This is a genomic window from Kocuria palustris (genome assembly GCF_016907795.1).
GTDB lineage: Bacteria > Actinomycetota > Actinomycetes > Actinomycetales > Micrococcaceae > Kocuria > Kocuria palustris.
Window position 1 is genome coordinate 2,797,891 of sequence record NZ_JAFBCR010000001.1, and the last position, 20,730, is coordinate 2,818,620.

Below are 20,730 nucleotides of genomic sequence, written 5' to 3' on the forward strand. Positions count from 1 at the left end.
CCGTGGTGCGTGCCATGGGGTCGATGGAGACGAAGCTCACAGTCCTGGGGCGGCAGGAGATCGCCCCGTCGTACCTGCGGCTGGAGCTGGATGACGGCGGACTGCTGGCCCGCAGGGCCCCGCACCCGACCATGTGGCTGCGGCTGTGGTTCGCCGAAGGAGGCCGGGACCACCAGCGGGCCTACACCCTGGTGGATCCCGACGTCTCCGCGGGCCGCTTCAGCCTGGAGTTCGCCCTGCACCAGGGCGCGGCCAGCGACTGGGCGCGCGAATGCCGTCCCGGCGACACGATCCGAGCGTCGCTGCTGGGCAGCAAGCCGCCCTGGGAGCCCCGCGGTCGTCGCGCGCGGAAGGCCGTGGACCCCGACGTCCCGTTCAGCGGTCGGACGATCGTCATCGGCGACTCGGCAGCGCTGCCCGCGATGAACTCGCTGCTCGAATCGCTGGGCGAGGCTCCGGCAGAGGTCTGGCTCGAGCACGGGCTGCCCGAGGACCGGCAGCTGCCGCTGCACCTGGGGCCGACTGCGGAAGGCCACAGGGTGCACCGCAGCGACGAGAGCACCGGGGTGCGCGCCGTCCTGGAGAGCCGCTGGTCGCAGCAGCCGCCGAGCCCGCAGGATCGCTACTGGATCGCGCTTGAGGCCCGCGACACCCGCGGGGTGTCGTCGATGCTGCGCGCTCACGGCGTGGGCCGCGAGGCGATCGAGGCCACGGCATATTGGAGGAGCGCATGAGCCGGGCGAGGACCGCGAGCACCCCGAGGGCCTCCGTCGCGCGGCCGCACGTGGCCGCAGGGCTGTGGAGCCTGCTCTGGGCGCTGTACACCACCCAGTTCATCGGGGCGTCGTTCATCAGCACCGGCCTCACCGGGATCCTGCGCAGCGGCGGGGTGGACCTGGCGATGCTGGGCCTGCTGCAGCTGCTCGGGCTGATCTGGCCGCTGAAGATCCTGTGGGCGCCGCTCGTGGACCGCTGGAGCCCCGCACGGGCGGCGGGCCATCATCGAGCCTGGCTGATCCTGCTGCAGTCGCTGATGGTCCTCAGCCTCCTGGGCCTGGCGCTGATCGGCGACCCGGTCGCCCAGCTGGGCCCGGTGGCCGTGCTCGCCGGGCTGTTCGTGCTGTTCTCCGCCACGCAGGACATCGCCGCCGACGCGCTGTCCGTGCGTCAGCTGCCCGAGGACAGGCACGACGACGGCGCCGGTGTCCAGGTGGCCGCCAGCTATGTCGGCACGGTGATCGGCGGCGGGCTGGCGCTGGTCGTGCACGACCAGTGGGGCTGGCGCGCGGCCGTCGTGCTGCTGGTGCTGTGCACCGCTGCGGCCATGATCCCCGTGCTGCGCTGCCGGGAGCCGGAGCGCGAGGACCTCGAGCACGTCCGGTTGCGCCTGCGCGATGTCGTGGGCGTGTTGGCACAACCGGGAGCCCGGCTGTGGGGCCTGGGCGCCATCCCGCTGGTGGCCATGGGCTCGGCGGGCATGTGGTCGCTGGTGACCCCCATCCTCACCGACGCCGGCTGGTCGCTGAGCCGGATCGGGCTCACCACCTCCGTGCTGGCCTCCATCCCGGCCCTGGGTGCCGGCCTGCTGGCCGGGCGCCTGATGGGCCGATGGGGACGGGCTCCGATCATGGGTCTGGGGGCGGGCGTCCAGCTGCTGGGCGGTCTTCTCCTGCTGCCGCTCGTGCTGGGCTCAGGCGCCTCCGCGACCGCGGGGGCGGCAGCCGTCCTCGGCGCCTGCCTGATCCTGGCGGGCTACACCGTGGCGAACACCGGCATGTACGCCGTCAACCTGGATCTCTCGCGCCCCGACCATGCCGGGACCGACTTCACGCTGCTGAGCAGCCTCAACATGCTCGCCGGGACGATCGGGGCCTGGGCCGGACTCACGGTCGCGGCGTTCACCGGCTACCCGATCTCCCTGCTCCTCGGCCTGGTCGTGGCCGCCGCCGGGATCCTCACCGCACAGCGGCATCAGCGGGTCTGGGGTCGAGCGGCAGCCCGCGGCTGAACTCCCGTCTCCGGTATGGGAATCGACGCAGGTTCCGAGCGGATGCTGCCAGCCGAGTCGCGGCTGGCAGCATCCGCTCCTTCCGCGGCCCTCGTCCTCAGTCCGCGAACTCGGGCAGGCGCATCATGCCCTCCTGCATGGTGGTGGCCACCAGGTTCCCATCGCGGTCGAACATGCGGCCCTCACCGAGCGCGCGGGCCCCGGAGGCCGACGGGGAGCTCTGCACGTAGAGCAGCCATTCGTCGGCGCGAGCCGGGCGATGCCACCACATGGCGTGATCCAGCGAGGCCACGGACATGCCCTTCTGGGTCCACACCCTGCCGTGGCGGCGCAGCGCGGGCTCGAGCATCACGTAGTCGGAGACGTAGGCCAGTGCGGCCTGGTGCAGCTGAGGGTCATCGGGCAGGCGGCTGTGGGTGCGCACCCACACCGCGTTGAACGGCTGGCGGTCCTCATCCGGGGCCAGGTAGATCGGCTGGGTGATGTAGCGGATGTCGAACGGGCGCTCGATCACCGAGCGGGCCGCCGACAGCGGCACGCCCTCCAGCAGCGTCTCGGCGGTGGGCAGGGACTCCGGATCCGGCATGCCCTGCGGCATCCGGTCCTGGTGCTCCAGGCCCTCGGCGGGCTCCTGGAACGAGCAGATCCCGGAGAAGATCGTGCTGCCGGACTGGTAGGCATGCACGCGCCGGGTGGAGAACGAGCGGCCGTCGCGCATGCGCTCCACACCGAACGTGATCGGCTCGTCGATGTCTCCGGCGCGCAGGAAGTAGGCGTGCATCGAGTGGATGCGCCGCGACGGCTCCTCGACCGTCCTCCCCGCCGCGATCACGGACTGCGCCAGCACCTGGCCGCCGTAGACGGCCCGGCGCATGGCCGACAGGGTGCGTCCCACGAAGATGTCCTCGTGGGTGCGGGCCCCGCCGCCATCGGCCAGCTGGAGCATGTCGATCAGATCCTGCGTGCGACGGGCAGGATCCTTGGCGGGCACCTCGCCACCGGTTCCGGTCCCCGTGCCGGTGGACGGGGAAGCGGGGGGGACGGCGGAGGAGGGGCGGCTGCGGTCGCTGGAGGACTGGGTCATGGGCCCACTCTATGGGCGGGCGCAGCGGGATCGGATGAGCCTCGGGCGTCGTGCCCGTGTGCTTCCATGGGAGGCATGAGCTCCCTGAGGATCCCCGTGCAGATGCGCTTCGGTGACATCGATTCGTACGGCCACGCCAACAACGTCATCCAGCTGCAGTACTTCGAGGAAGCGCGAGTGCGTCTCAGCGAGTCGACTCTGGAGGGCGTCCCCGGTGTGCCGGGGGGCGTGACGTTCCGGGAGCTCGTGGGGCAGCGCCTGACCGTGATCGGGCGCCAGGAGGTCGAGTACCTGGCGCAGCTGCACTACCGCATCTCCGACATCGAGGTGGAGGTGTGGGCCTCCCACATCGGCACGAGCTCCTACGTGCTGAACTACCGGCTCCAGGAGCCCGGCGGCGGGATGGTCTTCGCGATCGCCCAGTCCACGACCGTCGAGATCGACGCTCGGACCGGGCGCCCGGAGGCCTTCGGACCCGAGCAGCGGGCCTTCCTGGAGCACTACAGCCAGGAGCCGATCGCGTTCCGCCGGCGTCCTGCGGAAGAGGACTCCGAGGACCGCCCGGGCGACGGGGAGGCCTGAGATGGGACGATCCCTGCGCCTGCAGGACCGGGAGTCCGTCGAGGACGTCGGCACGTACCTGAGCCGCGCCCGGGCCGTGGACGCGGACGGAGCCGTGCGCTTCCAGGCCGTCGGCGGCGCAGTGGGGATCTGGACCTGCGCCCTGGCCAAGCAGGGGCTGCTCGACTCCACGCCCACGGTGCTCGGGCTGCGCACCGCCGGACTGTCCGATGCCTCCGAGCTCGACGTCGTGGTGTCGCTGGCGGCCGTGCTGGACCGGATCCCGCGCGCGGATCAGGACGACACCCTGCTGGGCCTGCCGCCTCATGACGCCCACGCGGCCTGGGCCGGGATCTCGCCGTCGCTGTCGGGCTGGGAGACCGTTGCGGCGGCCCCGGCCCCCGAGCTCGTGCGCGCGGCCCGCGACGGCATCGAGGAGGTCGCGCGCACCGTGCCCACGGACTCCGGGCAGGAGATCGTCGACCGTGTGCGCTCGCAGGTCTGGGGCCGTGTCTCGGACTGGGGGAAGACCCCCGGCCGCGCCGTGGACGTGCCGGACGGAGCGGCCTTCGCCGCGTGGTCGCTGGGGTTCCTGCGCGCCGACGACAGCTCCGAGATCCCCGTGGCCGTGCACGGCACCTGGGCGCGGCTGGCGTGTCCCGGCGGGTTCGTGCTGATCCGCCGCTGAGGACGATCAGCCGGGGCTGTTGACGAGCGAGTGCGCCGCGCGCTCCAGGTAGTCCCACAGGACGCCCTCGTGCATGGGGGACAGCTCCAGCGTCTCCACGGCGGCGCGCATGTGCTTCAGCCAGGTGTCGCGGGCCCAGGTGTCCACCGTGAAGGGCATGTGCCGCATGCGCAGGCGCGGGTGGCCCCGCTCCTGCGAGTACGTGCTCGGCCCGCCCCAGTACTGCTCCAGGAACATCCGCAGCCGACGCTCGGCGGGACCCAGGTCCTGCTCCGGATACATGGAGCGGAAGCTCTCGTCCTCGGCCACCCGGGCGTAGAACTCGCGGGTGAGCTTGGCGAACGTCTCGTGCCCGCCGATCTCGTCGTAGAACGACGAGCTGCGCGAGGACTCCGCGCCCTGCTCGCCGGAGCCTGAGCCGGAGCTGCGCTGCGGGCGGCGCATGGCCGACAGCGGGCGGCCCACCGGGATCAGCCGCGCATCGGCAGGAGCCTCCGGCGCCGTCGGCTGCTGAGCGGGGTCGGGGACGGGCGCCGATACGTGCGGAGCCTGACCGGTCGAAGCCCCGTCTCCGGCTGCCTGCGGGGCCGCCTCGCCCGTCGAGGGATCCTCACGGTCGTCGGAGTCTCGGGGTGCGCTGGGCTCGGGCATGCTGGCCTCCTCGGGGTCGCCGGACACGGGGTCCTGTGCTGCAGGGTGCTGTGCTGCGGACAGCGTGGGGTCGGGGCGCGTCATTCCATGGTGGTGCGCGGTGCGGGCGTGCGCTTGGCGGCCTCGGCATCGGCAAGAGAGGTGAGATCGGGCTCGTGCACGCCGGGGGATGCCGGGTGGGCGGCGTCGACCTCCTGTGCGGCCACGGCCCGCACCACGCGGTCCCGACCCTCCAGGGCCAGGCGGCGCAGGCCGTTGAGGTCCTCGGGGATCTGCGCGATGAACTCATCGGCGGCATCCACCGTGGCCTGGACTGCCGTGCGCGGGAACAGGCCCACCGCGATCTGCTCGGCGAGCTCGTGCGAGCGCGTGCGGTAGATGTCGGTGACCTGCTCGAAGTAGCGCTGCGTGTACGGGGCGAGCAGCTGCGGATCCTGGGTCTTGCGGAACCCGGCGATCGCGGCGGCCTGCAGCGAGTTGGGCATGGTGCCCTCTTCGACGACGGCCCGCCAGGTCTCGGCCTTGGCCTCCGGCGTGGGGATCGCGGCCCGGGCCGAGGAGGCCGAGATGGCCCCGTGCTCGGTGTTGTCCGCCTGCAGCGCGGCGTCGATGTCAGCGGCGCCGGCGCGGCCGCCCGCGGCCAGGCTGATCAGCAGCGACCAGCTCAGGTCGTCGTCGATCTCCAGGCCCTCGAGCCGGACCTGACCGGAGCGCAGCTGCTGGACCAGGTCCAGATGCTCCTCGGTCGAGGCGCGGCGGGCGAAGGCGCTGACGAACTGCAGCTGATGATCCGAGCCGGGTGCCGCCTTCTCGGCGAGCTCCCAGAGGCGGGTGGCGGCATCGTGGTCAGTGGCCTGTCGCGCTCCCGCAGCCACGTACGAGTCCAGGACCTGGTCCAGCCGGCGCAGCTGCAGGTTCACGGTGGTGGAGTCGGACTCCTGTCCGATGTTGTTCAGCACGGTGTCCACGTAGGCGCGGGCCGGGGTAACGCCGTCGTGCACGCCGTCCCAGGCGGCCTGCCACACGAGGGCGCGCGGCAGCGAGTCCGCGAAGTCCTTGAGGTGCTCGGCCGCGGTGTCCTGCGAGCACTCGTCCAGGCGGATCTTGGCGTAGGCCAGGTCGTCGTCGTTGAGCAGGATCAGGTCGGGGGCATCGCGCCCCACGAGCTCGGGGACCTCGGTGAGCGCGCCGTCGATGTCGAGCTCGTGGTGGTGGGTGCGCTGCAGCAGCCCGGTCGCGGAGTCGACGTCGTAGAACCCGACCGCAAGGCGGTGCGGGCGCAGGGTCGGCAGCTGCTCAGGGGCGGTCTGCTCGATCGCGAACGAGGTGATGACGCTGTCGTCGTCGCGCTCGACCCGAGGGATCAGGGTGTTGACCCCTGCGGTCTCCAGCCAGCGCTGGGACCAGTCCTTGAGATCGCGACCCGAGGCCTTCTCGAGCTCGACCAGCAGGTCCTTCAGCTCGGCATTGGCCCAGCCGTGGGCCTGGAAGTAGGTGCGCAGCCCGGCCATGAACTCCGGCTGGCCCACCCAGGCCACGAGCTGCTTGAGCACGGAGGCGCCCTTGGCGTAGGTGATGCCGTCGAAGTTGACGAGCACGTCCTCCAGATCGGCGATCTCGGCCTTGATCGGGTGCGTGGTGGGCAGCTGGTCCTGCTCGAAGCCCCACGACTTCTCCCCGGAGGCGAAGATCGTCCAGGCGCCCTCCACATCCGTGGCCTGTGCGCTGGCCAGGGTCGAGGCGTACTCGGCGAAGGACTCGTTGAGCCACAGGTCGTTCCACCAGCGCATGGTCACGAGATTGCCGAACCACATGTGCGCCAGCTCATGCAGGATCGTGATGACGCGGCGGTCGCGGCGGGCCTGCGTCGGCTTGGAGCGGAAGACGTAGGACTCCACGAAGGTCACAGCGCCCGCGTTCTCCATGGCCCCCGCGTTGAACTGCGGGACGTAGAGCTGGTCGTACTTCTCGAACGGGTACGGGGTGTCGAACTGGGCCTCGTAGAACTCGAAGCCCTGCTTGGTGATGCGGAACATCTCCTCGGCATCGACGTGGTCCATCAGCGACTTGCGGGCGAAGACGCCCAGCGGGATGGTGCGGCCGTCGCTGGAGGTCAGCTCGTCGCGCACGACCTCGTACGGGCCGGCCACGAGTGCGGTGATGTACGGCGGCAGCACGGGGGTGGGGGCGAAGGCCCAGGTGCCCTTGTCGCCTTCGACGACGGGCCCCGGGGTGGGCTGGTTCGACACGACCTGCCAGTGCGCCGGCGCGGTCACCGTGAAGGCGAAGCGGGACTTCAGGTCCGGCTGCTCGAACACCGGGAACATGCGCCGCGTGTCGGCGACCTCGAACTGCGAGTACAGGTAGACCTCGCCGTCGGCGGGGTCCACGAAGCGGTGCAGGCCCTCGCCGGTGTTCGTGTACTGCATGGTGGAGGCGATGACGAGCTCGTTGTTCTCGGCCAGCTCGGGCAGGAGGATGCGCACGCCGTCGGAGACCTCCGCCGGATCCAGCTCACGGCCGTTGAGGCGCACGGAGGACACGGAGGCCGTGAAGGCGTCGATGAAGCTGTCCGAACCCGGCTCCCGGCACGTGAAGCGGACGGTCGTGAGCGCCTCGAAGGTCTCGTCGCCGGTCGTCAGGTCCAGCACGACGTCGTAGGAGGCGACCTCGAGGGCGGCGGCGCGCTGGGCGGCCTCCGCGCGGGTCAGGTTCTTTCCGGGCACGGTCGGGTCCTTTCCGGACGGTTCTCCACTTGCGGTGCGGGCGGCGGCTCATCAGGGCATCTTCGCGCTGAGTGGGGGAGGGGCCTCCCGGGCGTTCTGCCCATGATGCCATGCGCCTCGCACGTCGCAGCAGGCGATTATGCTGGGGCCGCATCTGGGGCGCGGTCCGTGCGCCCGTCGAGAACTCGAGGAGCTGAAACGCTAATGCGCGTGCACATCGCCACGGATCATGCCGGAATGGAGCTGTCCCAGTACCTGGTCGAACAGCTCTCGCAGCGCGGATTCGAGATGATCGATCACGGCCCCGAGGTCTATGACGCCCTGGATGACTACCCCTCTTTCTGCATCCACGCCGCGCAGGCTGTGATCGAGGACCGCCAGGCCGGGATGGACTCCCTGGGCATCGTGCTGGGCGGCTCCGGCAACGGTGAGCAGATGGCGGCCAACAAGGTCACCGGCATCCGCGCCGCGCTGGCCTGGTCGCTCGACACAGCCAAGCTGGCCCGGGAGCACAACGACGCCCAGGTCGTGGCGCTCGGGGGACGCCAGCACACCCAGGAGGAGGGCCTCGAGATCGTGCTCGCCTTCCTGAACGAGCCGTTCTCCGGCGACGAGCGCCACGTGCGCCGCATCGCCCAGATCGAGGAGTTCGAGCGCACCGGGAGGGTCGTCGGCCACTACGACGCCGTGACCGCCCGCGCCTATCGGGGCTGACCCGTGCCGGAAGGGCACTCGGTCCACCGCCTGGCCACTCAGCTCGGCGACGTCTTCGGCGGGCAGGCTCTGGTCGTGTCCAGTCCGCAGGGTCGCTTCTCCGACGGCGCGGCCATGCTCGACGGCCGGCGGCTGGTGTCCTCGCGCGCTCACGGCAAGCAGCTGTTCCTGGAGCTGGCGGCCCCGGATGATCCCTCCGACGTCCTGATCCTGCGCTCGCACCTGGGCATCTACGGCGCCTGGGGCTTCGCGGGAGATTCCGAGTTCTCCGCCGCCTCCAGCATCGGGGCTCCGCGCCGGCTCGGGGAGCGCGAGTCGGAGGACTCCCTCCAGTCCGTGGAGCACGATGACGACGGCCGCGTGATCCCTGATCCGCCCGTGGGCGCCGTGCGAGTGCGCCTGGTCGGAGACCACGGCTGGGCCGATCTGCGCGGACCCGCGCTGTGCACGGTGGAGAGCCCGGACGAAGCGGCTGCCGCTGAGGCGAAGCTCGGTCCCGATCCGCTGGATCCAGATGCCGACCCGGCTGCCTTCTGCGAGCGTGCGGCCCGCAGCCGTCGTCCGATCGCCGTGCTGCTCATGGAGCAGGACATGATCGCCGGCGTGGGCAACATCTTCCGCGCCGAGTCGCTGTTCCGGCAGGGCGTGGATCCGTTCCTGCCGGGGGCCTCGACTTCCGAGGAGACGCTCGAGGCGCTGTGGAGCGAGAACGTGGAGCTCATGCGCACCGGCGTGCGACTGGGGCGGATCATCACCACGGATCCGTCGGACCGCCCCGGGATCGACGAGGCCGAAGCATGGCCCGAGCAGGCCAACTATGTCTACGGCCGAGCCGGCCTGCCCTGCCGTCGCTGCGGCACGACGGTGCAGCGCCAGCAGCTGGCCGGGCGCGGGCTGTTCTGGTGCCCGAGCTGCCAGCCGCCGGTCTCACCCCGCTGAGGCCGCAGCAGCGCACGCGATCGACGCTGATCGGGTGCCGAAGTGCGGCCTGGACCACCGGAACGAGTGTGCGGTGCCGTCTCCTGGTGAGTTGGTGACAGATCTGCAGCCCCTCAGCGCTGAGGGGCCGCAGATCTGTCACCAGCCGGCAGAGCGACGACGAGGGCCCCGGCGATCTGCTGATCGCCGGGGCCCTCGAATCTGGAGGGGATGACGGGAATCGAACCCGCGTAATCTGTTTGGAAGACAGAGGCTCTACCATTGAGCTACATCCCCGCGCATGCGTCGACGGCATCGGATCCGACGTGCACGAGCGACGATGAAACTACCCCACGCAGACCACCTCGGCAAACCGCGCGGAGCCCCCGCGGGTGCGGCATGACGGTGCGTGCGGCTAGACTCGTGCGATGTCCGCGCCCAGGCGCGGGCACCGCGGACGGTCAGCGGACCCCGCAGCGTGTGCCACCGGCTCCAGCCGGGCCCCTCCGGCAGCGCGCGGCCCGCACGCCCACGGGGTGTAGCGCAGTGGCTAGCGCGCCTGCTTTGGGAGCAGGAGATCGCAGGTTCGAGTCCTGTCACCCCGACGCCTGTCCCCGTCGCCGTGCTGTGCGCGGTGCACGAGGACGCCGTCCGTGCCTGCGGCCCAGTGACGGTCCGCAGGCCGAGCAGACATCGCATCATCACCGATCCGAATCCACTGAGGAGTGCATCGCCAGTGCAGAGCACCGTCGAGAAAGTCAGCCCCACCCAGGCCAAGATCGAGCTGGAGATCCCGTTCGCGGAGCTCAAGCCGTACCTCGATCGCACCTACAAGTCCCTGGCTGATCAGATCCAGGTGCCGGGCTTCCGCAAGGGCAAGGTCCCCTCGAAGCTGATCGAGCAGCGCGTGGGCTACGACTTCGTCGTGGAGAACGCCCTCCAGGAGGGCATGGACTCCTTCTTCCAGCAGGCCCTGGCGGAGAACGAGCTCACCCCGATCGCCCAGCCCAAGCTCGAGGTCACCCAGCAGCCCTCCTCCGAGGACCGCGAGGCGGACGTCAAGGCGACCGTCGACGTCACCGTGCGCCCGGAGATCGAGCTGCCTGAGTACAAGGGCCTGACCGTCGAGGTCGAGGCGCGTGACGCCGAGGACGCCGACGAGACCGAGGCCCTTGACGAGCTGCGCGGCCGCTTCGGCACCCTGAAGAGCATCGACCGCCCGGCCGCCGACGGCGACTTCGTGACCCTGGACCTCCAGGCACTGGTCGACGGCGAGGAGGTCGACGCCGCGAACGACCTGTCGTACCAGATCGGCTCGGGCAACATGCTCGAGGGCATGGACGAGGCCATCCTTGGCCTGTCCGCTGACGAGGACGCCACCTTCGAGACCAAGCTGGCCGGCGGCGAGCACTCCGGCGAGGACGCCACCGTCAAGGTCAAGGTCACCGCGGTCAAGGAGCGCGAGCTGCCCGAGGCCGACGACGACTTCGCCCAGATGGCCTCGGAGTTCGACACCATCGAGGAGCTGCGCGCCGACCTGAAGAAGCAGGCCGCCGACTCCGTGGTCGTCGATCAGGGCATCGAGGCCCGCGACAAGGTCCTCGACAAGCTCGTGGAGCTCGTCGAGATCGAGGTCCCGGAGTCCATCATCGAGGACCAGCTCGAGCAGCACTTCAACAACCCGAACGCCGAGGCCGGGCACGACACCCCGGAGCACCGCGACGAGGTCCGCGACAACGCCCGTGCGGCGTTCCGCAACGAGATCATCCTGGACGCCGTCGCCGACGCCGAGGAGATCGGCGTGGAGCAGTCCGAGCTGATCGACTACATCGTCACCACGTCGCAGCAGTACGGCATGGACCCGAACCAGTTCGCCCAGATGCTCGACGGCTCCGGCCAGGCCGGGATGATGGTCGGCGAGGTCCGTCGTCGCAAGGCCCTGGCCAAGGTCCTCGAGTACGCGACCGTCTCCGACTCGAACGGCAAGCCCGTCGACCTGTCCGACTTCGTGAAGCCGGCCAACGAGACCGCGGAGGAGGCCTCCGAGGCCGCCGCCTCGGACGCTGCTGTCGAGGCCGACGAGATCGTCGAGCCGAACGACGGCAAGTGATCCGATCCCGGTGAGCGCCTCCTGAGGGAAGCCCGCCCGGGCCCTGCGTACGGCGCCCCGTCCGATCGGACGGGGCGCCGTCGTCGTCGCGGGGATCCGCGGGCCCGCGACAGCCATCAGCGAACATTGCCGCCGAGCTCCCCGCGCGGCCCCGCCGCCGGATTAGTGTCGGAGGCAATCAGAACGACCCCGAGAAGAGGACGCACCCATGACTTCGTCGCAGCCGCGAATGGAGACCACGCCCGGCCCCATGGGCCAGGACGACTACGTCTACAACCGCCTGCTCCGCGAGCGCATCATCTGGCTCGGCTCGCAGGTCGAGGACCGCAACGCGAACCTGATCTGCTCGCAGATGCTCCTGCTGTCCGCGGAGGACCCCGAGGCGGACATCTACCTCTACATCAACTCCCCGGGCGGCTCGGTGACCGCCGGCATGGCGATCTACGACACCATGCAGCTCATCCCGAACGACGTCGTGACCGTGGCCACCGGCCTGGCCGCGTCCATGGGGCAGTTCCTGCTGTCGTCGGGCACGCCCGGCAAGCGCTACGCCACGCCGAACACCCGCATCCTCATGCACCAGCCCTCGGGCGGCATGGGCGGCACGGCCTCGGACGTGCGCGTGCAGGCCGAGCTGATCATGGACATGAAGAAGCGCCTGGCCCAGCTCACGGCCGAGCAGACCGGTCAGAGCATCGAGAGGATCCTCGAGGACAACGACCGCGACAACTGGTTCACGGCGGAGCGGGGCCTGGAGTACGGCTTCTTCGACCACATCGCCGCGAACGCCTCGGGCGTCTCCGGGGGCGGCGGCACCCGCAAGGACACCGAGTCCTGAGCCCGCAGCCCACGCCCGCTGATCTTCCGAAGGAACCGAGGATGACTTCCATGCACAACCACCAGGCCATGGCCGCCGCCTACGGCGCCGGCTCCGCGGCATCCCACATGCCCTCCTCCCGCTACGTCCTGCCGGACTTCGAGGAGCGCACCCCCTACGGCTACCGCCGTCAGAACCCGTACACCAAGCTGTTCGAGGACCGCATCGTCTTCCTGGGCGTCCAGGTCGACGACGCCTCCGCCGACGACGTCATGGCGCAGCTGCTCGTGCTCGAGGCCCAGGACTCGGACCGCGACATCACCATGTACATCAACTCGCCGGGCGGCTCGTTCACGGCCATGACGGCCATCTACGACACCATGCAGTTCATCCGCCCCGAGATCCAGACCGTGTGCCTGGGCCAGGCGGCCTCGGCCGCCTCGGTGCTGCTGGCCGCCGGCACCCCGGGCAAGCGCCTGGCGCTGCCGAACGCCCGCGTGCTGATCCATCAGCCGGCCATGCAGGGCCAGGGCGGCGGACAGGCCTCGGACATCGAGATCCAGGCCAACGAGATCGTGCGCATGCGCTCGTGGCTCGAGGACACCATGGCGGTGCACACCGGCAAGTCCTCCGAGCAGATCAACCGCGACATCGAGCGCGACAAGATCCTCACGGCCGCAGAGGCCAAGGACTACGGGATCGTGGATCACGTCCTGGAGTCGCGCAAGGCGGTCAAGCCCAAGACCGTCACCCCGTGACACCACGGGATCGGCCGAAGGGCTGATCCTCCGGCGGGAGGGCGAGGCGCACGCAGGCGCCTCGCCCTCCCGCCGTCTCATCGCCTCGAGCCCCGGTCGGCCCATGACGGGCGCGGCGACGTCCGCCGAGCGGGCGGACACTCAGGCGCAGTCATGTTGTTGGGCGGGTCGTCGCCCCTCGCGTATCGTGGAATCGTCAGCGCCGACCGGCGCTCATCGTCGTGCGCCCGCACCCGGGGCGTCGGCAGCACCCGGCAGAAGGAGAGCCCCATGGCCCGCATCGGCGAGAGCGCTGACCTGCTCAAGTGCTCCTTCTGCGGCAAGTCCCAGAAGCAGGTCCGCAAGCTCATCGCGGGCCCCGGCGTCTACATCTGCGACGAGTGCATCGAGCTGTGCAACGAGATCATCGAGGAGGAGCTGACGGAGACCGTCGACCAGGAGGACTCCTCGCTGCCCACGCCCCGTGAGATCTACGACCACCTCCAGCAGTTCGTGATCGGCCAGGACCCCGCCAAGCGGGCGCTGTCCGTGGCCGTCTACAACCACTACAAGCGGGTGCGCGCCTCCCAGGAGGGCCGCCCGCTCCAGCTGGCCACCGACGAGGGCGACGAGTCCGTCGAGATCGCCAAGTCCAACATCCTGCTGGTGGGCCCCACGGGCTCCGGCAAGACGTACCTGGCGCAGTCGCTGGCCCGCAAGCTCAACGTCCCGTTCGCCGTGGCGGATGCGACCTCGCTGACCGAGGCCGGCTACGTGGGCGAGGACGTCGAGAACATCCTGCTCAAGCTGATTCAGGCCGCCGACTTCGACATCAAGCGCGCCGAGTCCGGGATCATCTACATCGACGAGATCGACAAGATCTCCCGCAAGTCGGAGAACCCGTCGATCACCCGCGACGTGTCCGGAGAGGGCGTCCAGCAGGCGCTGCTGAAGATCCTCGAGGGCACCGTGGCCTCGGTGCCGCCGCAGGGCGGGCGCAAGCACCCTCAGCAGGAGTTCATCCAGATCGACACCACGAACGTCCTGTTCATCGTGGCGGGGGCGTTCGCCGGGCTCGACGAGATCGTGGAATCCCGCGCCGGCAAGACCTCGATCGGATTCGGCGCTCCGGTGGAGCAGATCCTCAACCCGCAGAAGGCCATGCACTCCGGCACCGTGCTGCCGGAGGACCTGCTGAAGTTCGGTCTGATCCCGGAGTTCATCGGCCGCCTGCCGATCATCGCCGCGCTGCACGAGCTGACCACCGAGGATCTCGTGCGCATCCTGCGCGAGCCCAAGAATGCACTGCTCAAGCAGTACCGCAAGATGTTCGAGCTCGACGGCGTGGAGCTCAGCTTCACCGACGAGGCCCTCACCGCGATCGCGCAGAAGGCGGACGAGCGCGGCACCGGCGCCCGCGGCCTGCGAGCCATCATGGAGGAGGTCCTGCTCCCCGTGATGTTCGATCTGCCCACTCTCGAGGGTGCGGCTCAGGTGATCGTCGAGGCCGAGTGCGTCACCGACGGCGTGGAGCCCCAGATCCTCATGGCCCCGGACGAGGAGTCCAAGTCCGCCTGAGCCTGAGCTGATGCCCGGTGTGCGGGGAGCGGACCCGGTCTCCGGATCGTGCAGCCGGCTCCCGGACGTCGACGAGCAGGCAAGCAGAGACACATGAGCAGGGCCCCGATCGCCGCGCGGTGATCGGGGCCCTGCTCTTCTGCGGACTGTCCTGCGCACAGGTGCTCAGCGGCTCAGGGGCTGCGCGTCGAGGCGGAGGGGTCCGCGCGTCGGGTGCGGTTCTTCCTGTGCTTGCGCAGCGCGCTCAGCGCGATGAGGAGCAGACCCGCGGCCGCCCAGCAGACGAGCACGATCAGCGCGTGAGTCATCCCTGTGCCGTCGAAGAAGGCCACTGAGCGCAATGCGGTGCCTGCGGCGCCGATCGGCAGCTGCTGTCCGATCGCGCCCCACGGCTGCGGCAGCCACTGCCAGCCGGTCGCCATGCCCGACAGAGGGTTGGCCACGAACATCATGAGGACCGCGCCCAGTGCCAGACCGGCACCGCCCAGCACGGACTGCAGCCCGGAGACGGCCAGGGAGATCGCCGCGATGCCCAGCGCGAGCACGCCGGCCAGGGCCCAGAAGTCGCCGTCGACCGCGTGCAGCCAGCTCTGCAGGACCCAGGTCACGGCCACGCCCGCCAGTGCCGAGAAGCCGATGATGCCGAGGGCGCGCACAGCGGGACGATTCCCGGACAGCATGGTGAAGGCCGCAGCGGAGATCATGCCGCCGAAGGCCAGCGGCAGGGCAAGCGTGCTCACGGTCGTCGCGTTCGGGTCGTCGTCGGTCAGCGGGGCGACGTCGCGCACGGTGACCTCCTGGGCCGGGGCCTGCTGGGGCTGGTCACTCGGGGCCTGCTGGCCCTGCGCCTGTCCGCCCTGAGCGGCAATCTGATCGCCCTGCGCCGGAGCCTGCTGTTCCTGCCCCTGTGCCTGCTGCGCCTGGGCCTTCTGCTGCTCCTCCAGACCCGTGGCGATGCCGTCCATCATCGTGCCGTAGGGGGTGCCGGCTCCCGAGGCCTTGAGGATCTCGACACCCTGCTCTCCCACCGTCACGGCACCGATGGCCTCTCGATCGGCCACGGCCTGCTCAGCCTGCTCGGCGTCGTCGTACTCGGTGATCTCGAAGGCGCCGGGGGAGCGCTCCTCGAGCGCATCGGTGATCTGCTCGACGGCCGGGGCGGGACCGGCGACCGCCAGCGGCAGGTCCTCCGGGCCGGAGTTCAGGGCCGGTGAGCTGGGTCATGGCCGTGCGAGGATCATGAGGCGGCGTTCCGAGCGTCAGAGTGCTGCCAGCCGAGAAGATGACCACGGAAGGACCACCATGCGAGCCGATGCCCGAGCCAAGCGCGCTGCTCTGCAGACGGCCGGGGCTGAGCTGTTCGCCGAGCAGGGCACGGACGTCCCGCTCAGCGCGGTTGCGGTACGAGCGGGCGTGGGGATCGGCACCCTCTACCGCCATTTCCCCACGCGAGGGGAGCTCTACCTGGGGGTGATGGAGGCCGTCGTCGAGAAGGTCGAGGCGGCGGCCGCTGAGCTGGAGACGGCGTGGGATCAGGATCCCCGGGCCACGTGGCAGGCCGCCGCCCACGAGCTCGGGCGGCTGCGGATCGGCGCTCTGGTGGAAGGTGCCGACCCGCAGCGCAAGGCGGCGTTCGAGGAGGCGGGCTGGGACCGAGTGCTGCAGCTGCGGGACCGGCTCTTCGACCGGCTGGGCGCGCTGCTGCGTCGGGGCAAAGAGGCGGGGCTGGTGCGGGAGGACCTGAGCCCTGCGCAGTTCTACTTCGGCCTGGCGGTGGTCACCCGCCCGCTCCCGGAGACCGTGACGCAGACCATGCCCGTGGATCTGAGCTGGCTCGTGGGCGCCTACTTCCACGGTCTGCGTCCCTGAGGGGCGGGCAGGCTGCGCACACGCGGCGTGCGGTCGGATCCTGCACGTCATCACGCTGTCAGCGGACGCCTCGACCTGTGCCGTCCGTGCGTCATAGGTTGGGCAGCGATGGCCGGGTCCTGTTCCGGGTCGGCCGCCCCCGCACATGGCGGCACCTCGCCGCTGATCAAGGAGTGAGCATGTCTGACAAGGTGGACTTCTGGTTCGACCCCCTGTGCCCCTGGGCCTGGATGACCTCCCGGTGGATGGGCGAGGTCCAGCAGCGCCGCGATGTCGAGGTCGACTGGCGCATCATCTCCCTGGGCATCCTCAACGAGAACAACCCGGACAACCACCACCACGGCCACGACGAGTCGATGTGGATGGTCCGCGTGATCCAGGCTGCCGCGCAGGCCCATGGCGACGAGTACCGCAAGAAGCTCTACGACGCCATGGGAACCCGCTGGCACGTCCAGGGCTACGGCGACGAGAAGAAGCTGGTCGAGACCATCGCCGAGTCCCTCGAGGAGGTCGGACTGCCGGCCGAGCTGATCGAGGCCAAGGACTCGACCGACTTCGACGCCGCCCTGCGCGAGTCCACCGAGGCGGCTCAGGCCGTCGCGGGCAAGGACATCGGCACCCCGTGCATCGCCGTGAACGGCACCGGCTTCTTCGGCCCTGTGTTCACCCCGGCTCCCAAGGGCGAGCAGGCGGCCGAGATCTGGGACGCCGCCCTGACCCTGTCGGGCTACTCGGGGTTCTACGAGCTCAAGCGCGGCCGCGAGAAGGGCCCGGACTTCAGCTGAGGCCTCCGGCCGCGCTCGCCGGGACTGCCCCGACGACGGCCGCCGTCACGCCCGTGGCTGACGAAGGCCGTGGTCGACGGGGCAGGCGTCGGCCAGTATCCGACGCAACTCGATGAGGCGCCGAGCAAGCACTACGGCCCCCGCACCGATCGGTGCGGGGGCCGTAGTGCTGTGCCAGCGGATCAGGCCTGCACGGTCTCCTCCGGGGGAGCCAGCCGGACGTCGCCGACCAGCAGCAGGGCATCGCCCGTCTCGCCCTCCACGACGGTCAGCTCGCGTGCGTTGCCGGCGGCCTTCAGATCGTTCAGCCCGGCCTGCAGCTGCTCGACCTGGGCGGCTGGGGCCGTGATGGTCGCCGACAGCACCTCCGTGCGCTGCTTGACCTTGGCTTCGGACTTGGACTTGCGCAGCCCGGACAGTGCCACGCCCACGGCGGTGAGGATCTCGGGATCGGCCTGATCGGCCTGGCCCAGGGACTCGGCCGACGGCCACGGCGCGCGGTGCACGGAGCCTGCGCGCCACCACGACCAGACCTCCTCCGTGGCGAAGGGGATGAACGGGGCGAACAGCCGCAGCAGCGCATCCAGGGTGGTGGCCAGGGCGGCATGCACGGAGGCCTGCTGCTCGGGGCCCTGCGCGCCGTAGGCCCGGTCCTTCACGAGCTCGACGTAGTCGTCGGTGAACGACCAGAAGAACGACTCCACGAGCTGCAGCGCCCGAGCGTACTCATAGCCGGCCAGGGCCTTCGACGCCTGCTCCACGACCTCGCGCAGACGTGCCAGCAGGGCGCGATCCAGGCCGTTGATGATCACCGACGGATCGGCACCGGCGGAAGCGGCTCCGGTGCCCAGCACCGAGGCCTCCGTGACCCCCTGGTTCAGCACGAACTTGGAGGCGTTGAGCAGCTTGATCGCCAGGCGACGGCCGATCTTCATCTGACCCTCGTCGTAGGCGGTGTCCGCGCCCAGGCGTGCGGAGGCCGCCCAGTAGCGCACGGCGTCGGCGCCGTACTTCTCCAGGACCTCGTTCGGCACGACCACGTTGCCCTTGGACTTGGACATCTTCTTGCGGTCCGGATCCAGGATCCAGCCCGACAGCGCGGTGTGGCGCCACGGCACGGAGCCGGCCAGGGTCTCGGCGCGCACGGCGGTCGAGAAGAGCCAGGTGCGGATGATGTCGTGGCCCTGCGGACGCAGGTCCATGGGGAACGTGGAGGCGTGCAACTGCGGATCGGTCTCCCACCCCGTGGCGATCTGCGGCGTCAGCGACGAGGTCGCCCAGGTGTCGAGCACGTCCGGGTCGCCGGTGAAGCCGCCCGGGACGTCGCGCAGGTCCTCGGTGTACCCAGGGGCCGGCTGGGCGGCGGGATCGACCGGCAGCGCGGCCTCGTCGGGCAGCACGGGGGAGTCGTAGACCGGCTCGCCCTGGGCGTCCAGCGGGTACCAGACGGGGATCGGCACGCCGAAGAAGCGCTGGCGGGAGACCAGCCAGTCGCCGTTGAGCCCCTCGATCCAGTTCTCGTACCGGGAGCGCATGAACGACGGATGCCACTCGATCTCCCGGCCGCGCTCGATGAGCTTCTCGCGGCGAGAGGCGTCGCGGCCGCCGTTGCGGATGTACCACTGCCGGGAGGTCACGACCTCGAGGGGCTTGTCGCCCTTCTCGTAGAAGTTCACCGGGTGGGTGATCTTCTTCGGCTCGCCCTCGAGGTCGCCGGACTCCGTGAGCATCTCCACCACAGCCTGCTGAGCGGAGAACACGGTCTTGCCGGCCACGTTCGCGTAGCGCTCAGCCGGGGCGCCGTCGGCGATCCACGACGGCTGCTCGGCCAGGAAGCGGCCGTCGCGCCCGATCAGGGCGCGGGTGGGCAGCTCGAGCTCGCGCCACCAGGTGACGTCGGTGAGATCGCCGAACGTGCAGATCATGGCGATGCCGGAGCCCTTGTCCGGCTTGGCCAGGTGATGCGCCTTGACCTCGACCTCGACGTCGAACAGGGGCGAGCGCACGGTGGTGCCGAACAGCTCCTGGTAGCGCTCGTCGTCGGGGTGGGCCACCAGGGCCACGCAGGCCGGCAGCAGCTCGGGGCGGGTGGTCTCGATGAAGACCTTCTGCCCGTCCGGGCGGTGGAAGGCCACGCGGTGGTAGGCGCCCTCGCGCTCCTTGTCCTCGATCTCCGCCTGTGCCACGGCCGTGCGGAAGGTGACGTCCCACATGGTGGGGGCCTCGGCCATGTAGGCGTTGTCGGCCTGGAGGTCCTTCAGGAAGGCCAGCTGCGAGACGCGGCGCGAGTGGTCGTCGATCGTGCGGTAGGTCCGGGTCCAGTCGACCGACAGGCCCAGGGTGGCGAACAGGTGCTCGAAGACCTTCTCGTCCTCGACCGCCAGCTCCTCGCACAGCTCGATGAAGTTCTGCCGGGAGACCACATCCCAGTCGCGCTGGTTCTTGGCCGGCTTCTCCGGCGGGCGGTATCCCTCCACATAGGCGTAGGAGGGATCGCAGCGCACGCCGTAGTAGTTCTGGACGCGGCGCTCGGTGGGCAGGCCGTTGTCGTCCCAGCCCAGCGGGTAGAACACGTTCTTGCCGGTCATGCGCTGGTAGCGGGCGATGACGTCGGTCTGCGTGTAGGAGAACATGTGGCCCACGTGCAGCGAGCCGGAGGCCGTGGGCGGCGGGGTGTCGATCGAGTACACCTGCTCGCGCGGGGTGCCCTCCTGGAAGGCGTAGGTGCCCTGCTCGCGCCAGCGCTGCGAGTACTTCTCCTCGAGGCCCTCGAGGGCGGGCTTGTCCGGGACCGTGATCGTGGTGGGCGTGTCTGTGCCCTGAGTGTTGTCAGCCATGGAGACCAGTCTCCCATGACTCGCGCCTGCGTCTCAGCGCTCCTGTCTGCCCTCACCTGACAGGAATCCCCACCTGGCGCGAATGGATCCCCAGTTGCGCTATCGGAGCGAACAGCGCAACTGGGGTTCCACTCGGCGGGAGTGTGCAGGAGGTCGTCGGGGAAGACCCAGGCGGCTGTCGGAGTGTCGAAGCCATTCTTTTACGCAAAGGCAACAAAAGAGGAGTAGACCTGTTCCCCGCATGTCGAGAAGGCTTTCGACACGCATCGATCCGAACGGCTCGATCCGATGGCACGTCGTCGGCTCGGGCCCTCGAGCCAGCAGAGGAAGCTCATGCACCTTCAGCCCAAGGACCAGGAGAAGCTCCTGGTCGTCGTCGCCGCCGATCTGGCCAGACGCCGCCAGGCGCGCGGTCTCAAGCTGAACCACCCCGAGGCCGTCGCGATCATCACCTACGAGCTGCTCGAGGGTGCCCGCGACGGGCGCACCGTCACCGACCTGATGAGCTGGGGCAGCACGATCCTCACGGCGGACGACGTCATGGAGGGCGTCCCCGGGATGATCCCGGACGTCCAGGTCGAAGCCACCTTCCCCGACGGCACGAAGCTCGTGACCGTCCACGACCCGATCCGCTGAAGGAGACCGTC

At 70.1% G+C, this 20,730-nt stretch carries 18 protein-coding genes and 2 tRNA genes; 14 read left to right on the forward strand and 6 right to left on the reverse strand.

Features of this window, described 5'->3' with window-relative positions:
- The first annotated feature begins 23 nt into the window (after window positions 1-23).
- On the forward strand, window positions 24-734 hold the full coding sequence (locus tag JOE55_RS12500; RefSeq protein ID WP_239546680.1) for a siderophore-interacting protein: 711 nt from the start codon (window positions 24-26) through the stop codon (window positions 732-734).
- Window positions 731-2,008 carry an MFS transporter gene (locus JOE55_RS12505; protein ID WP_239546682.1) on the forward strand — a complete coding sequence of 426 codons (1,278 nt, stop codon included), beginning with the start codon at window positions 731-733 and terminating at the stop codon, window positions 2,006-2,008. The genes JOE55_RS12500 and JOE55_RS12505 overlap by 4 nt, the downstream gene beginning before the upstream one ends.
- A 97-nt stretch (window positions 2,009-2,105) precedes the next feature.
- Here JOE55_RS12505 and JOE55_RS12510 read toward each other — a convergent pair whose 3' ends face one another.
- Window positions 2,106-2,954, reverse strand: coding sequence for an acyl-CoA thioesterase (locus JOE55_RS12510; protein ID WP_036308075.1), 849 nt, complete (start codon window positions 2,952-2,954; stop codon window positions 2,106-2,108).
- A 213-nt stretch (window positions 2,955-3,167) separates the two neighbouring features.
- Between JOE55_RS12510 and JOE55_RS12515 the strand changes: the two genes are divergently transcribed.
- Together JOE55_RS12515 and JOE55_RS12520 are read left to right on the forward strand one after the other, a co-directional pair.
- Window positions 3,168-3,674, forward strand: a complete 507-nt coding sequence (locus JOE55_RS12515) for an acyl-CoA thioesterase (RefSeq protein WP_204783091.1) — start codon at window positions 3,168-3,170, stop codon at window positions 3,672-3,674.
- A gap of 1 nt (window position 3,675) precedes the next feature.
- Window positions 3,676-4,341, forward strand: coding sequence for a DUF8185 domain-containing protein (locus JOE55_RS12520; RefSeq protein ID WP_204783092.1), 666 nt, complete (start codon window positions 3,676-3,678; stop codon window positions 4,339-4,341).
- A 6-nt stretch (window positions 4,342-4,347) separates the two neighbouring features.
- Here the strand turns inward: JOE55_RS12520 and JOE55_RS12525 are convergent, their stop codons facing one another.
- Both JOE55_RS12525 and pepN read right to left on the reverse strand, forming a co-directional pair.
- Complete coding sequence (locus tag JOE55_RS12525) at window positions 4,348-4,785, reverse strand: globin (RefSeq protein ID WP_081749336.1); 438 nt, start codon at window positions 4,783-4,785, stop codon at window positions 4,348-4,350.
- Window positions 4,786-5,072: 287 nt separating this feature from the next.
- On the reverse strand, window positions 5,073-7,718 hold the full coding sequence (gene pepN, locus JOE55_RS12530; RefSeq protein WP_204783093.1) for an aminopeptidase N: 2,646 nt from the start codon (window positions 7,716-7,718) through the stop codon (window positions 5,073-5,075).
- A gap of 204 nt (window positions 7,719-7,922) precedes the next feature.
- Between pepN and JOE55_RS12535 the strand changes: the two genes are divergently transcribed.
- Both JOE55_RS12535 and JOE55_RS12540 read left to right on the forward strand, forming a co-directional pair.
- Entirely contained in the window at window positions 7,923-8,432 is a 510-nt protein-coding gene (locus JOE55_RS12535; protein ID WP_024290667.1) for a ribose-5-phosphate isomerase, read from the forward strand.
- A 3-nt stretch (window positions 8,433-8,435) separates the two neighbouring features.
- Window positions 8,436-9,371, forward strand: a complete 936-nt coding sequence (locus JOE55_RS12540; RefSeq protein ID WP_204783094.1) for an Fpg/Nei family DNA glycosylase — start codon at window positions 8,436-8,438, stop codon at window positions 9,369-9,371.
- A gap of 202 nt (window positions 9,372-9,573) precedes the next feature.
- Here the strand turns inward: JOE55_RS12540 and JOE55_RS12545 are convergent.
- Window positions 9,574-9,647: transfer RNA gene (locus JOE55_RS12545), tRNA-Gly, on the reverse strand.
- A 235-nt stretch (window positions 9,648-9,882) separates the two neighbouring features.
- Here JOE55_RS12545 and JOE55_RS12550 point away from each other — a divergent pair.
- The 5 genes from JOE55_RS12550 to clpX all read left to right on the forward strand — a co-directional run bounded on the left by JOE55_RS12550 (window position 9,883) and on the right by clpX (window position 14,592).
- Window positions 9,883-9,955, forward strand: a tRNA-Pro gene (locus JOE55_RS12550).
- A 131-nt stretch (window positions 9,956-10,086) separates the two neighbouring features.
- Entirely contained in the window at window positions 10,087-11,460 is a 1,374-nt protein-coding gene (tig, locus tag JOE55_RS12555; protein ID WP_053447237.1) for a trigger factor, read from the forward strand.
- 208 nt (window positions 11,461-11,668) lie between these two features.
- Window positions 11,669-12,298, forward strand: coding sequence for a ClpP family protease (locus JOE55_RS12560; protein ID WP_006215149.1), 630 nt, complete (start codon window positions 11,669-11,671; stop codon window positions 12,296-12,298).
- A gap of 50 nt (window positions 12,299-12,348) precedes the next feature.
- The gene (locus tag JOE55_RS12565; RefSeq protein WP_006215150.1) at window positions 12,349-13,035 is read left to right on the forward strand and encodes an ATP-dependent Clp protease proteolytic subunit; all 687 of its coding nucleotides are present in this window, start codon (window positions 12,349-12,351) and stop codon (window positions 13,033-13,035) included.
- A 270-nt stretch (window positions 13,036-13,305) separates the two neighbouring features.
- Window positions 13,306-14,592, forward strand: coding sequence for an ATP-dependent Clp protease ATP-binding subunit ClpX (clpX, locus tag JOE55_RS12570; RefSeq protein WP_204783095.1), 1,287 nt, complete (start codon window positions 13,306-13,308; stop codon window positions 14,590-14,592).
- Window positions 14,593-14,765: 173 nt separating this feature from the next.
- Here clpX and JOE55_RS12575 read toward each other — a convergent pair whose 3' ends face one another.
- Window positions 14,766-15,653, reverse strand: coding sequence for an ABC transporter ATP-binding protein (locus JOE55_RS12575; RefSeq protein WP_204783096.1), 888 nt, complete (start codon window positions 15,651-15,653; stop codon window positions 14,766-14,768).
- Between the two features lie 241 nt (window positions 15,654-15,894).
- On the opposite strand from JOE55_RS12575, the gene JOE55_RS12580 reads away from it, so the two are divergent.
- Together JOE55_RS12580 and JOE55_RS12585 are read left to right on the forward strand one after the other, a co-directional pair.
- The gene (locus JOE55_RS12580) at window positions 15,895-16,461 is read left to right on the forward strand and encodes a TetR/AcrR family transcriptional regulator (RefSeq protein ID WP_006215153.1); all 567 of its coding nucleotides are present in this window, start codon (window positions 15,895-15,897) and stop codon (window positions 16,459-16,461) included.
- 179 nt (window positions 16,462-16,640) lie between these two features.
- Window positions 16,641-17,246: a mycothiol-dependent nitroreductase Rv2466c family protein gene (locus JOE55_RS12585; protein WP_006215154.1), complete on the forward strand. Its 606-nt coding sequence runs from the start codon at window positions 16,641-16,643 to the stop codon at window positions 17,244-17,246.
- 182 nt (window positions 17,247-17,428) lie between these two features.
- Here the strand turns inward: JOE55_RS12585 and valS are convergent, their stop codons facing one another.
- The gene (valS, locus tag JOE55_RS12590) at window positions 17,429-20,083 is read right to left on the reverse strand and encodes a valine--tRNA ligase (RefSeq protein WP_204783097.1); all 2,655 of its coding nucleotides are present in this window, start codon (window positions 20,081-20,083) and stop codon (window positions 17,429-17,431) included.
- A 333-nt stretch (window positions 20,084-20,416) separates the two neighbouring features.
- Here valS and JOE55_RS12595 point away from each other — a divergent pair, with 333 nt between their 5' ends.
- Window positions 20,417-20,719: an urease subunit gamma gene (locus JOE55_RS12595; protein WP_053447242.1), complete on the forward strand. Its 303-nt coding sequence runs from the start codon at window positions 20,417-20,419 to the stop codon at window positions 20,717-20,719.
- Window positions 20,720-20,730: the final 11 nt, after the last annotated feature.